Below are 13,341 nucleotides of genomic sequence, written 5' to 3'. Positions count from 1 at the left end.
TTATTTTCCTGACTTGCGGGGTTTCCGTTTTTTATCCTTGCCAAGGGCCAACTTGGCCGCCTGCGCAACCAGCTCGTCCCGGGCGGACATCGGCTCATTGCCCGAACTCTTATCCTTGGTGGCCGGCTTGCCTTTGGGCTTATCACCAGCCGCTTTGGCCGGGCGCTTTTTAGCCGACGGCTTCTCTCGGGAATCGGACCGGGATCGGGACTTACCATCCCTTCCCGCCCCCTTCGGCGCGCCCTTCCCTCGTCCTTTTGCCTTGCCGCGGGGCTCCTTGCGTGACACATCCAGCGCATCACGGTCCGCCTGGCGGTGATGAGGCTCACTGATGAGCTCCAGATCAATCTTGCGATCTTCCATACCCACACGCACTACCTTGACCCGAACCTCGTCACCCAGACGGAAACTCATGGCGGTGCGCTCACCGATCAGGCGGTGCTTGGCGGCATCGTGATGGAAGAAATCACCGCTGAGGGTCGAAACGTGCACCAATCCTTCAATATAGACGCCGGATAGCTCGACGAAGAAACCGAAAGGCACCACAGCGGCAATCACACCATCAAACTCTTCACCGACATGGTCGCTGAGGTATTCGCACTTGAGCCAGGCCATGACATCGCGGGTAGCATCATCCGCCCGCCGCTCCGCCATGGAGGTGTGCTCACCCAGCCGCTCCATACTTGCATAATCATAGGGATAGTCCGCCAGCTCCGGATCACGCTTCGAAGGCTTGACCACGTCCTTGGCTGGTTTCTCACCATGAACGATGGATTTGATGGCGCGATGGGCGATCAAATCCGGGTATCGGCGAATGGGAGAGGTAAAGTGCGCATAGCTCGCGAAGCCCAGACCAAAGTGACCGCTTTCCTCTGGACTGTAGACCGCCTGACTCAGCGATCTCAACATGACCGTCTGGATCACGTTGGCATCTGACCGATCCGCAATCTGTGACAACAGCGCCTGGTAGTCCGCGGAGGTCGGGCTGTCACCACCGCCCAACTGTAATCCCAGTTCCGCGAGGAACAACCGGACGGCGCTCAGGCGCTCTTCCGAAGGCCCATCGTGAACCCGATACAGGGCCGGCAATTTATATTTCTTGAGGAAGCGGGCCGTGGCAACGTTCGCGCACAACATGCATTCCTCAATAATCTTGTGGGCCTCATTGCGCTGTACCGGAACGATCTCTTCAATCTTCCGGTTGGCATCGAAAACAATCTTGGTTTCGGTGGTTTCGAAATCAATCGCACCACGCTCCGTGCGCGCCTTGCGCAGCAACTGGTATAGACCGTAGAGATTATGCAACTGCGGCAGCACGTGGGCGTATTGCTCACACAACCGGTAACCGGACTCAGTATCCGGCTGGGTCAGCATGTCGCTCACCTTGTTGTAGGTGAGGCGCGCATGACTGTACATGACCGCCTGATAGAAACTGTAACTGCTGATGTTGCCCGCGGCGCTGATGGTCATATCAGCCACCATGCACAGACGATCCACCCCCGGATTCAGGGAGCACAGACCGTTGGACAGCTTCTCGGGCAGCATCGGAACCACGTGATCCGGAAAGTACACCGATGTACTGCGGTTGACCGCCTCTTCGTCCAGCGGCGTCTCCGGGCGCACATAATGGGAAACATCGGCAATCGCGACCAGCAACCGGTAGCCTCCCCGGGGCCTGGGCTCGCAGTAAACCGCGTCATCGAAGTCGCGGGCGGTTTCATCATCGATGGTAACCAATCGAAGGTTGCGGATATCAACGCGGTTCGCCTTGTCCTTCTCGGCCACCTCTTCGGGAATCTTCGCAACCTGTTCGCCTACCGCGGGCGGCCAACTGTGGGGAATATCGTAGGATCGAATGGCTACGTCAATTTCCATGCCCGGCGCCATGTGTTCGCCGAGCACTTCCACCACCTTACCCAACGGCTGGGTACGCACAGTGGGCTGACGGATAATATCCACCACCACATACTGACCATGACGGGCATCACCACAATGCTCCTGGGGCACCAGCACCTCATGGTTAATGCGGGCGTTCTCCGGAACCACGAAGCTGATTCCACTCTCCTGGAAAAAGCGGCCAACGGTCTGACTGGTCCTGTGTTCCAGCACTTCTACAATCACGCCTTCCCGGCGCCCCTTGTCATCGACCCGGTCAACCCGCGCCGCAACGCGATCACCATGAAACACCTGCCGCATCTGACGGGCGGTCAGGAATAAGTCACTGCCGCCATCATCCGGGACCAGAAAACCGAAACCATCCTTGTGTCCTATTACCCGACCGGTGACCAGATCGGCTTCCTCGATCGGCAAATAGGCACCCCGACGGTTACAGATCAACTGGCCATCACGACACATGGCAATCAGCCTGCGCCGCAATGCCTCGATACCTTCCGGGGAATTCTGCCCGAGTTCCTGGCAGAGGGTTTCGTGGGTAGCCGGAGCGCCACGCTCTTTGAGATGCTCGAGAATGAACTCCCGGCTCTGGATGGGGTTGTCGTATTTTTCCGCCTCACGACTGGCGTGCGGATCGCTGTCCGTCTTTTTTCTGGAAACCATTCGGGTCCTTGTCCTGTCCGCCTTCAATTATCGCGGTTATATTGCATGTGCTCAGGAGTATAACGCCGGTTCGACCAGCCTGCCTAACCGACAGCAAAATAAAGCCATTAATTTCCCGAAATTTTCCTGAAAAAATGTTTGACAGCTTTTTCGGTAATCATTAAAGTACGCGCCATCGGTTGAGGGACACACCTCACCGCTGGCAGAAACGCCAAGTTTTCAATAAACTATAGGCGCATCTGTGAATCACCTGCCGAGGTGGTGAAATTGGTAGACACGCTAGCTTCAGGTGCTAGTGGGGGCAACCCCGTGGAGGTTCAAGTCCTCTCCTCGGCACCACTTCCTCCCCCAGGAAGTGGCAAGAAAAACTCCCAAAGCAGCTCTTCGAAACCACTCAGGCATTCGGCCTAAGTCATTATTATTCCACCTGTTCCGCCAGATAACCCGACAAACGCCGGTACTTATAGTTTACCTGCCCGAAGACACTGAACGGCACCTCCTCGAACTCCCGACTACAGCCTGCGGACGTTCCGGGGCCTGTGAGATACGCATTGGCTATCAGGTCGGGCTGGTCAGCCACGTAATGTCCGGAGCCCTCTTCCGGGTACACCATAACCCAGTCGAACCCGCCTTCCGAGGAAACGTGTTCTAGCCCGGACATCACCGGATCGGCAAATGAATGGCGCAGCAATCGGAAATGCTCATTGCGGGTATCGAACTCCAGCATCAACGCGTCAAAGCCATCCGGAGCACCAGGCGCGTTGTAGCTGTAGTCCTGCTGTGCGGAAACTACATGGCTTGCCCCCTCAACACCCTCAAGCGGAACGCACTCTTCTGGCGCTCCCGCCAGGTTCAGCACCGCCTGCTCCTCGCCATTGCTGAGTAACCGATAACCGGCGAACAACGACGTCCCATTGGCGTGATCCAACTGCAGCACACGTTCCTCGCTGTTAGAGGTGGCCGTCAGTTCCGCAACATTTCCCTCAACTGTGGTCCAGCTGTAGGTCACTTCAGGCGGCCCTCCGAATTCCGAGGTGTCGGCCAGCCCCTCCCGGCACAGGGTGGTGGTTTCGAAATAGACCCGCCGGTTCTCCCAGTCGAATGTCAGCCGCTCATCTATCCCATCGTTTTCATAGGCCACCCGGCTTTGCAGGGACAGGGAGAGAAGACATTTCATGGCAGCAACCGGTTATCCTTGTTGGAGGTTGTGCTGCTACTCTAGGGGATGTTGAAGGGGGGAACCTTGATAGGTTTGGCAATTTGTAAAGTTTGGTAACAAGCAGCTCCGGCACCTCACGGTACCGGAGCCAGCCGGATCAGAAGGAACGGGCAACAATTTCCTTCATGATTTCATTGGTACCGGCATATATGCGCTGGGCACGGGAATCTGCCCAGGCCCGGGCAATCGGGTACTCCCACATGTAACCGTAGCCACCGTGCAGCTGGACGCATTCATCGATTACCTTGCACTGAATGTCGGTGGTCCACTGCTTGAGCATGGCTGCGGTCGGAATGTCGAGCTTCTTCTCCAGGTGCAACTCCAGGCAGCGATCACAGAACACCCGGGCAGCGGTGATTTCCGACTTCATTTCCGCCAGCTTGAAACGGGTATTCTGGTAAGCGATCACTGGCTTGGAGAACGCTTTGCGCTCCTTGACGTAATCCAGAGTCCACTGCCAAGCGGCCTCGGCTGCCGCAACGGCGGTCAATGCTACCTGCAGCCGCTCGGCAGGCAGCTCCTGCATCAGCTGGAAGAACCCCTGCCCTTCCATGGATCCCAACAGGTTCTCCACCGGCACTTTTACGTCCTGGAAGAACAGCTCCGAGGTGTCCTGGGCCTTCATGCCGACTTTATTCAGGTTCTGGCCTTTCTCAAACCCTTCCCACGCGGTTTCAACGATCAGCAGGCTGGTGCCTTTGGCGCCTTCCTTGGGATCGGTCTTGGCCACGACAATGACCAGGTCCGCCAGTTGGCCGTTAGTGATAAAGGTCTTGGAACCGTTGAGAATATAGTGGTCGCCATCCTTGATCGCGGTGGTTCTTACGCCCTGAAGATCGGAGCCTGCGCCGGGCTCACTCATGGCGATGGCCCCGACCATCTCACCGGTGGCCAGTTTCGGCAGGTAACGCTCCTTCTGTTCCTGAGAACCGTAGTTGAGGATATAGGGCGCAACAATGTCGGAATGCAGCCCCCAACCAATACCGGACAGGCCGGCATAGGAAATTTCTTCCATGATCACGGCGCTGTATCGGAAATCTGCACCCACACCACCAAACTCTTCCGGCATGGTCGGACACAGGAAGCCCAACTCCCCGGCTTTGGTCCACAGTTCGCGGCTGACCTGACCGTCCTTTTCCCATTGCTCATGGTAGGGCGCCGCTTCCTGCTCCAGGAATTTGCGGACGGAATCGCGGAAGCCTTCGAGATCGGCGTCAAAGAGTGTGCGTGGAATCATGGTAAACCTCGGTGAATGACCTGTGTTGTGGTTATCGTTCACCAAGTCTCTGCGCAGAGGCGATTTTGCTCAATGGTGAAAACCATCAATCGGGCTGACCAAAACCATCGCCTAGCGTTTCCCGTTCGCGCGTTCCTCGCCCCAGCGGGGCATCAGGTCCTGGGGCAGGTCCAGGTGATCGAGAATGCGGGCGACAATGAAATCGACCAGATCACTCACCGATTGCGGGTTGTGATAGAACCCGGGGCTGGCCGGCATGATGACCGCGCCCATCCGGGTCAGCCGGAGCATGTTCTCCAGGTGCACTTCGGAATACGGCGCCTCCCGAGGCACCAGGATCAGTTGCCGACGCTCTTTCAGGGCCACATCGCCGGCTCGCTCGATCAGGTTGTTGCTGGCGCCGGTGGCCAGTGCGGACAGAGTTCCGGTGCTGCAGGGACACACCACCAGGGGAGCCTTTTCACCAGAACCAGAAGCCGGTGGCGCAAACCAGTCTTCCCGCCCGAAGACCAGCACTTGCCCCGGGACCGCACCGGCATACCCGGTTAATGCCTCTTGCATTGCCTGCGGGGAGCCCGGCAGCTTGAGGTCGGTTTCCGTGGCGATCACCACCTGAGCGGCGCGGCTAACCATGACATTCACCCTGCAGCCAGCGGCCACCAGACATTGCAGCAGGCGCAAACCGTACTGCGCGCCGGACGCACCGGTAAAGGCCAGATTTATGGTTCGTGATTGTGCCGCAGGGTCAGTCATGCCGGGTATCGTCGCTCCAGTTCGGCAATCAGCTTCTGGTGAATACCACCAAATCCGCCGTTGCTCATGATCACAATGTGGCAGGGACCGGACACATTCGCCAGTGCCTGCTCGATCAGGGCATCCACGCTCGCCTCCACATGATGCTGAACAGTCTCACCTGCACTGCACTGCCACTCGTTTACCAACGCGGGCAGCCACTCCAGTTCGTTCAGATTGGCCCATATGACATGGTCGGCAGCGACGGCACTGGGCAACAACGCCTGCTGGTGCACGCCCTGCTGCATGGTGTTGGAGCGGGGTTCGATCAGCGCGATCACCGGCTCATCCCCCACCTTGTTGCGCAGTCCTTCAAGCGTGGTGGCAATGGCGGTCGGATGGTGGGCGAAGTCGTCGTATACACTGACGCCGTTGACCTGTGCCAGCAACTCCATGCGCCGTTTGACCCCGGAAAAGCGGCACAGCGCCGCTACCGCATGATCCGGAGTGACGCCCACATGGCGGGCGGCGGCGATGGCCGCCAGGGCATTGCGGACATTGTGTAATCCAGTCTGGGCCCAGGTCACGGTAGCCACAGGCTGCTCATGATGGATCACCATGAAACGACTGCCGTCCTCCGACAGCAACTCCGCCCGCCAATCCGTGGTGTAGGCCACTTCACTGCCAATCGCGGTGGTTTGCACCCTGCTCCAGCATCCCATGTCCAGGGCGCGGTCCAGGTGCACATCGTTCGCCGGGCGAATGATCAGACCGTTGGATGGCACGGTACGAACCAGGTGGTGGAACTGACGCTCGATGGCCTCGACATTGTCGAAGATGTCGGCGTGATCGAATTCCAGGTTGTTCATGATCAGGGTGTGGGGGCGGTAATGGACGAACTTGGAGCGCTTGTCGAAAAAAGCGCTATCGTATTCATCGGCTTCGATCACAAAGAAATCACTGGAACCGACACGGGCTGACACCGGGAAATCCTTCGGCACTCCCCCCACCAGATAACCAGCGTCAAAGCCGGCCTGCTCGAGAATCCACAGCAGCATGGAGGTGGTAGTGGTCTTGCCATGGGTGCCGGCAACTGCCAGCACCCAGCGATGGCGTAATACTTCCCGCGCCAGCCATTCCGGGCCGGACATGTAATCAATGTTGCGGTTGAGGACCGCCTCCACCTCGGGATTACCGCGGGACATGGCGTTACCGATCAGCACCAGATCCGGCTTCGGCTCCAGGTTCTCCGCGCGATACCCTTCCATCAGGCCGATCCCCTGGGCTTCCAGCTGGGTGCTCATCGGCGGATACACGCCCTGATCCGAGCCTGTCACCGTGTGGCCCAGTTCCCGGGCCAACACCGCCAGGCTGCCCATGAATGTGCCACAAATTCCCAGGATATGAACGTGCATGATCGGTCTGACCTCTTGAATTGGACGTGCCAAGCCTCCCGTATACGCCGCGGGTCGTCAAGAGGTTCGTTATCCGCAATCCTGCTCATGAAAAAATCCGGCATTTGTCGTATCATCGGCGGCAATTACTGAACCAGCAGGAGGCTCCAGCCCGAGATGGCCACCAAGAACGCTTTTTACGCTCAATCCGGCGGTGTGACCGCCGTCATTAACGCCAGCGCCTGCGGGGTTATCCAGACCGCCCGCAAATACCCGGACCGCATCGGCAAGGTCTACGCCGGCCGCAACGGGATCATTGGCGCACTCAAGGAAGAACTGATTGATACCAGCCTGGAAAGCGACGAAGCCATTCAGGCGCTGATCCACACTCCCGGCGGGGCATTCGGGTCGTGCCGTCACAAGCTCAAGAACATTTCCGAGAACAAGCGCGAATACGAGCGCCTGATCGAAGTGTTCCGCGCCCATGACATTGGCTACTTCTTCTACAACGGCGGCGGTGATTCCCAGGATACAGCCTACAAAGTCTCCCAACTGGCCGAGAAGATGGGCTACCCGATTACCTGTATCGGCGTACCCAAGACCGTGGACAATGACCTCCCCTTCACCGACTGCTGCCCCGGCTTCGGCTCCGTGGCCAAGTACATTGCCACCTCGACCCTGGAAGCCAGCCTCGACATCAAATCCATGTGCGAAACCTCCACCAAGGTGTTCATCCTTGAGGTCATGGGTCGCCATGCCGGCTGGATTGCCGCTGCCGGCGGGCTGGCAGGACAGGGCGAGGACCAGCCGCCCCACATCATCCTGTTCCCGGAGATACCGTTTGACCGGGAAGCGTTCCTGGCGCGGGTGGAGTTCTGCGTGAAAGAGTACGGCTACTGCGTGATTGTTGCCTCTGAAGGCGCCCAGTACGAAGACGGCCGCTTTCTGGCCGATGCCGGAGCCAAGGATGCCTTTGGCCACACCCAGCTCGGTGGCGTAGCACCGGCGCTGGCCAACATGGTCAAGCAGGCTCTGGGTTACAAGTACCATTGGGCGGTGGCCGACTACCTGCAGCGCAGCGCGCGCCATATTGCCTCCGCCACCGACGTTGAGCAGGCCTATGCGGTGGGCAAGGCGGCAGTTGAAATGGCCGTGGCGGGCAAGCAGGCACTGATGCCGACCATTGTCCGCGAACAGTCCAGACCGTATCGCTGGCATATTGGCGAGGCACCGCTCAGCGAAGTCGCCAACCAGGAAAAGAAAATGCCCATCCATTACATTTCGGATGACGGCTTTCGCATCACCCAGGATTGCCGCGACTACCTGGAGCCACTGATCTATGGCGAGAGTTTCCCTCCGTTCGACAATGGTCTGCCCCGGGTGGCCAAACTGCAGAACAAGCTGGTGGACAAAAAGCTGAAAACCGACTTCCAGCTCTGATCTCTGGCCAGGAAATGAAAAAGGCGCTTGCGGCATAACCGCAAGCGCCTTTTTCATTTCATCGTATCGGTGATCAGTTTGCCCGGGCCTCCTGGGCACTCAAGTAACGGACAAACTCGTCAGATCCACCGATATAGTACTCACCAGCCAGGATCTGGGGCACCGTGTGCACTGGTCTGCCAATCTTTTCGGCAATGTCTGCCTTGGACATGCCCTCTTCAATCATGTCGACATAAGTGAAGGGAATGCCTTTCACTTCACAGAGTTGCCTGGCACGAACACAAAAACCGCAGGACGAGCGGCCGTAAATGGTCACATGCTCCATATCTTGCTCCTTAATCTGAACAAATCAGGCGGGGGTCACGCCGTTAGTAAATATTGACGACATGATGTCATGCCACCGCAAAAAAGAAAATTGATGGTTTGAATGGTCGTCATAGCACCAATCGATGTACAGGTTGGTGCCTGAATCCACTATCACATTCCAGAGGCTCCCTCAGGTTTTCAGGCGCCCAAGCTCAGAATCCAGCACAGTGACCTGTTCATCCAGGGTTTCTCCACTACTGCGAACCCGCTGGGCAAGAAGCCGGAGATCGCTGGCCGCATCCCCGATTTTTGTCAGGTTCCGGTTGATCTCTTCACTGACAGAGCTCTGCTCCTCGGCCGCTGTCGCTACCTGAGTCACGTGTTCCACGATGGTCCCGATACGCTCGACTACCGCCGCCAGGGAATGGTCCGCTTCACGGGTGCCATCAACCGCCGTTGTCGCCCGGTCCACACCGGAACGAATCACCGACACCGCACCGTTCACGTCACTCTGCAGACCTTCAATCATTTCACTGATCTCATCCGTGGATTCACGGGTACGGGACGCCAGGGTACGCACCTCGTCGGCCACCACCGCAAAGCCACGCCCTTGCTCACCTGCCCTGGCAGCCTCTATGGCTGCATTCAGGGCCAGCAGGTTGGTCTGCTCGGCAACGCCACGAATCACGTCCAGGATACGGTTAATATCATCGCTGCGAGTCGCCACCTGGGTGATGGCGGTACTGGCTTCGTCCATATCCGCGGACAAGGCACTGACACCATCCACCGCGGCAGTCAGCGTATCCTGGGTGAACCGGACACCATCCTGGGCCTGCCGGGCATTCTCAGCCGCTTCTCCGGCAAACCCGGCCACCTCACCTGCGGCCGCCGACATCTCGTTCATAGCCGTGACAACGCTGTCGATGTCCTGATGTTGTCGCTCGGTCTGCTCATCCGTTTCCCGCGCAATGCCGCCTACATCCGCTGCCTGTTGACGAACCTTGCCGTTCACACTCTTGAGATCGTTGATCATATTTCTCAATCGAGCCAGGAACGCATTGAATCCACCCGCCAGCTCGATCAACTCCGCGTGGGTTTCAATGGACAATTCACTGGTGAGATCCCCTTCCGCACTGGCGAGATTCTTCATTCGGTCGCGGATTTCATTCAGGGGCCGGGTTACGGAGCGAACAAGCAGCACCAGGATCAAAATGGCAATGACCGACACCATAATGCCAACCATGGTTTGACGTGCAGCCGTGGCACTGACTTCGTCGGACAATAGTGCGGTAATCTCGGACACATCGGCCAGAGCAATATCCCGCGGCAGCTCAATCAACAGCGACCATTGCGTGCCCGGCAGATCGATCTCCACCGGATAAGACACGGCAAGGGTCTCACCATCATCGTAGCTCTTCTTTTCCTGGTGCAGATTCACAAACTTGTCCGCCAACTCAGGCAAGGCTTCATTGAGGGGACGCCCCAGGTGATCATCGTAATGGCTGGATGCGGCAATCAGCCCCTTGTCACTCAACAATGTAACCCGTGACTGGCCTTCGTAAAGCTCGTTGCTGACGCTCCGAATGGTTTTCTGGAGTGTCGACAGATTGATATCAACCCCCACCACCCCGGCAAACTTGCCACCATCGAGAATCGGAACCACCAGGCTGGTCATCAGTTCGGAATAGCCTTCTGCGATCTCGTATTCATAGGGCTCCATGATGCATGGCTGTTTACTGTCCCGCGAACACAAGTACCATTCCGCTTCACGAATACCGAACTCGTTACGGTTATCCAGGTATTTGATGCCCGGGTCTTCGGTACGACTGAAAACGACTTCACCGTCGGGGGAGCGATAGAAATAGATTTCCAGAGTGCCCTCATCGCTGCTGTGCTCCTCCACACCGCCGGTGAAGTACCGGTCCTGCCCATCGTAGGCGTCCGGCTCAAACTGCGCGTACACAGAGCTGAGACTCTTCTGCTCCTCCAGCACTCTGCCAACGGTCTCCTGCAACGCGATCCGACTGATCCGGCCGGAACTGTCTGCCTGAATATTGCGGATAATCACGTTGCGAACCACTTCCGGGGTACGATAGGCCGTCGCAAACTGGCCACTGACCAGTTCGCCGTACTTGCCCGCGGTTGCACTGAGCCGTTCCATCACAATACCCTGCACAGTATCCCGGGTTTCCGTGGTGATCCGTTCTTCCATATCACCCAGTGACAATTGGGCAGTCACCACGATACTGCCACCCATCACCAGTAGCAGCGTAATGACCAGGGCGTAAAGTTTGAAGCGTAACGAAAGCTCATTCATTGCAATGAAACCTGTTCGGTTGCGGTGTTTATAGCGAGGTAACAACTTGGCATACCTGACCCTGTTCCTGACTGCCTTCGCCGCAGCCACCCTGCTCCCGGCGTATTCCGAAGTCATGCTGGGCGCGATGGTCACCCAGGACTATTCCCTGTGGTGGCTCTGGTTTTGGGCAACAGCGGGAAATACTCTGGGCTCTGTTGTTAATGGGGTTATCGGCAGGCAGGTGGATCGCTTTAAGAACAAACGCTGGTTTCCGGTAACAGAGCAGCAACTGGAAAAGGCACGGGACAGGTTTAACCGTTACGGTCAGTGGTCATTGTTATTGGGCTGGATGCCCCTGGGGGGCGACGCACTCACGCTCATTGGCGGCGTGATGCGCGTACCCTGGCTGAACTTTGTGGTACTGGTCGCCATCGGCAAGGGCGTACGTTACGGCTTCGTGCTCTGGCTGGTCCTGAATGCCGCCGGCGTCCCTTCGGAATCGGTGCCGTCGCCATAAAGGTAGGCGCGAAGCAGATCCTCGCCGTTAAACTCCGCGTTCAGTACCGCAATAAAAGTGTACACCCCGATCAGTTTGCGGTTGAGGAACACAAACTCTTTGGGGGGCACCCTGAAATAGCGGCTGATGGCTGACCTTGCCGCGTGACGGGCTACCCGTGACGGCAGATCACTCTGCTTCCAGCGGTACTCACCATTGGCGTTCACCGCGTAATCCGGCCACTGACTCCGGTCACGGGCCAGGGGTTCCAGCACCGACATGCAGACGGCACCAAACTTGTCGAGCACATCGTCTGGCCAGTCACGGCCCATGAAACGCAGCTCGACACCGCCTTCAATAACCGCCGGCAAGTCCCCTTCATAAGAGGCCCGGATCATCTGGATCACCGGATCGAGAAAGGAGGATGAGTAAGCCTGGACCGCACCAAAATCAAGCAGCACGATCTGATCGTAATCCCGATCGGAGCCTTGTTCACCGGCAATGCGGATACGGTAGTTACCGAAATTGGGGTCCGTCTGGATTTCCCCCCAGACAAACAGTTCCCGGAAGAACAGCTCCAGGGCCGCCAGCCCCAGCTCCGAACGCCGCTCCAGTGGCAGCTCCCGCACAGCCACGGAGCTGACCGAATGGCCGTGCTCGTAGGTGGAGGCAATCACGTGGGCGGTGGAGAACTCCTCCAACACTCTGGGCACCACAAACCTGGGATCGGCGACCAGCATCTTGCGGAATTTTTCGGTGGTACGGGCTTCCAGCCGGTAATCCACTTCCCGGTGCATCATCTCCCGCACCTCTTCCAGCCAGTCGTTAAACTCCGGCCCGAAAGACACCAGCCTGGCGATTTTCAGAAGGTGGGCCACAGCGTTCAGATCACTGTCTACTGCATCCGCCACACCCGGGTACTGGACCTTCAGTACCAGTTCAAGCCCATCGCTTTTGCGGCGCGCACGATGCACTTGTCCCAGTGAAGCGGCACCGATCGGGTCGGGATCAACGTCCAGCTCTGCCAGCCGCTGCTCCCCCAACTCGTCCTTCAGGACCCGTTCTATGGCGGACCATTCGAGGGAGGTGGTCTGGTCTTCCAGGGTGTGCAACGCTTCGGTCACCTCTTCCGGCAGGAAGTGTTCTCCATAGAGGGCCATAACCTGACCAATCTTGACCACACTTCCCTTGAGTTTGCCTAATTCATCCACCAGAAATTCAGCCTGACTGGACAGCATGGCGCGGTGACGCTGATCCCGCTTTTCACGGCTACTGAACCAGTTCGTCGCCATATGGGACGCCATCCGCGTGCCTGCAAACAGTCCAGCCCTGGTCAGCGTCAAACGGCGTTCGAAGCTTCCGGTCTTGATACGTGAAACGGAGGTTCCTCGCTTTTTGGACACCATTAATTATCCGTCCGGTTCAGTACATTTCAGCCCTGGGGCTACTTTCGTCATTATACGTACAGGAGTCGCATCAACCCTCACTGAGTCGCCAATCATCTGTCGGCCTTGCGGCCAATGCAACTTCACTCCCAGGCATATAGCAATGAATTCATTGCAACTCTTTACGTTTCTACACACTTTGAAGCCCGGAACCCGTCTAGTATTGAACTGCAAACCCAGCATTACAGACTCAACAATAACACCAGAACAACAAGAC

At 57.6% G+C, this 13,341-nt stretch carries 10 protein-coding genes and 1 tRNA gene; 3 read left to right on the top strand and 8 right to left on the bottom strand.

Going from position 1 to position 13,341, the window contains the following annotated elements; genetic code table 11:
- A complete protein-coding gene (gene rnr / locus EHN06_RS05190) occupies positions 1–2,556 on the bottom strand; it encodes a ribonuclease R (protein ID WP_127330795.1) in 2,556 nt (851 codons plus the stop codon).
- A 252-nt stretch (positions 2,557–2,808) separates the two neighbouring features.
- Here rnr and EHN06_RS05185 point away from each other — a divergent pair.
- A tRNA-Leu gene (locus tag EHN06_RS05185) sits at positions 2,809–2,895 on the top strand.
- A 79-nt stretch (positions 2,896–2,974) separates the two neighbouring features.
- Here EHN06_RS05185 and EHN06_RS05180 read toward each other — a convergent pair.
- The 4 genes from EHN06_RS05180 to mpl all read right to left on the bottom strand — a co-directional run bounded on the left by EHN06_RS05180 (position 2,975) and on the right by mpl (position 7,159).
- Positions 2,975–3,733: a hypothetical protein gene (locus EHN06_RS05180; RefSeq protein WP_127330793.1), complete on the bottom strand. Its 759-nt coding sequence runs from the start codon at positions 3,731–3,733 to the stop codon at positions 2,975–2,977.
- 139 nt (positions 3,734–3,872) lie between these two features.
- Positions 3,873–5,012: an acyl-CoA dehydrogenase family protein gene (locus EHN06_RS05175; protein ID WP_127330791.1), complete on the bottom strand. Its 1,140-nt coding sequence runs from the start codon at positions 5,010–5,012 to the stop codon at positions 3,873–3,875.
- A gap of 111 nt (positions 5,013–5,123) precedes the next feature.
- Positions 5,124–5,765: a flavin prenyltransferase UbiX gene (locus EHN06_RS05170; protein ID WP_127330789.1), complete on the bottom strand. Its 642-nt coding sequence runs from the start codon at positions 5,763–5,765 to the stop codon at positions 5,124–5,126.
- On the bottom strand, positions 5,762–7,159 hold the full coding sequence (gene mpl / locus EHN06_RS05165) for a UDP-N-acetylmuramate:L-alanyl-gamma-D-glutamyl-meso-diaminopimelate ligase (protein WP_127330787.1): 1,398 nt from the start codon (positions 7,157–7,159) through the stop codon (positions 5,762–5,764). Before mpl ends, EHN06_RS05170 begins: the two co-directional genes overlap by 4 nt.
- A 156-nt stretch (positions 7,160–7,315) precedes the next feature.
- Here mpl and EHN06_RS05160 point away from each other — a divergent pair, with 156 nt between their 5' ends.
- On the top strand, positions 7,316–8,578 hold the full coding sequence (locus EHN06_RS05160) for a 6-phosphofructokinase (protein WP_127330785.1): 1,263 nt from the start codon (positions 7,316–7,318) through the stop codon (positions 8,576–8,578).
- Between the two features lie 73 nt (positions 8,579–8,651).
- Here EHN06_RS05160 and EHN06_RS05155 read toward each other — a convergent pair whose 3' ends face one another.
- On the bottom strand, positions 8,652–8,903 hold the full coding sequence (locus EHN06_RS05155; protein ID WP_127330783.1) for a GrxA family glutaredoxin: 252 nt from the start codon (positions 8,901–8,903) through the stop codon (positions 8,652–8,654).
- Positions 8,904–9,074: 171 nt separating this feature from the next.
- Positions 9,075–11,201 carry a methyl-accepting chemotaxis protein gene (locus EHN06_RS05150; RefSeq protein WP_127330781.1) on the bottom strand — a complete coding sequence of 709 codons (2,127 nt, stop codon included), beginning with the start codon at positions 11,199–11,201 and terminating at the stop codon, positions 9,075–9,077.
- Positions 11,202–11,247: 46 nt separating this feature from the next.
- Between EHN06_RS05150 and EHN06_RS05145 the strand changes: the two genes are divergently transcribed.
- Positions 11,248–11,700, top strand: coding sequence for a YqaA family protein (locus EHN06_RS05145; RefSeq protein WP_127330779.1), 453 nt, complete (start codon positions 11,248–11,250; stop codon positions 11,698–11,700).
- Here EHN06_RS05145 and EHN06_RS05140 read toward each other — a convergent pair.
- Entirely contained in the window at positions 11,631–13,085 is a 1,455-nt protein-coding gene (locus tag EHN06_RS05140) for an ABC1 kinase family protein (protein ID WP_127330777.1), read from the bottom strand. The genes EHN06_RS05145 and EHN06_RS05140 overlap by 70 nt on opposite strands.
- Positions 13,086–13,341: the final 256 nt, after the last annotated feature.

Origin of the sequence: Marinobacter sp. NP-4(2019), assembly GCF_003994855.1 — a bacterium.
Lineage (GTDB): Bacteria > Pseudomonadota > Gammaproteobacteria > Pseudomonadales > Oleiphilaceae > Marinobacter.
The sequence above is the reverse complement of the archived record's forward strand: the minus strand, read 5'-3'. Positions and strand labels throughout refer to the sequence as shown.

Coding starts and splice junctions, on each gene's coding strand:
- EHN06_RS05140 (WP_127330777.1), bottom strand. CDS start 13,085: ATGGTGTCCAAAAAGCGAGGAACCTCCGTTTCACGTATCAAGACCGGA.
- EHN06_RS05180 (WP_127330793.1), bottom strand. CDS start 3,733: ATGAAATGTCTTCTCTCCCTGTCCCTGCAAAGCCGGGTGGCCTATGAA.
- mpl (WP_127330787.1), bottom strand. CDS start 7,159: ATGCACGTTCATATCCTGGGAATTTGTGGCACATTCATGGGCAGCCTG.
- EHN06_RS05175 (WP_127330791.1), bottom strand. CDS start 5,012: ATGATTCCACGCACACTCTTTGACGCCGATCTCGAAGGCTTCCGCGAT.
- EHN06_RS05155 (WP_127330783.1), bottom strand. CDS start 8,903: ATGGAGCATGTGACCATTTACGGCCGCTCGTCCTGCGGTTTTTGTGTT.
- EHN06_RS05170 (WP_127330789.1), bottom strand. CDS start 5,765: ATGACTGACCCTGCGGCACAATCACGAACCATAAATCTGGCCTTTACC.
- EHN06_RS05150 (WP_127330781.1), bottom strand. CDS start 11,201: ATGAATGAGCTTTCGTTACGCTTCAAACTTTACGCCCTGGTCATTACG.
- rnr (WP_127330795.1), bottom strand. CDS start 2,556: ATGGTTTCCAGAAAAAAGACGGACAGCGATCCGCACGCCAGTCGTGAG.
- EHN06_RS05160 (WP_127330785.1), top strand. CDS start 7,316: ATGGCCACCAAGAACGCTTTTTACGCTCAATCCGGCGGTGTGACCGCC.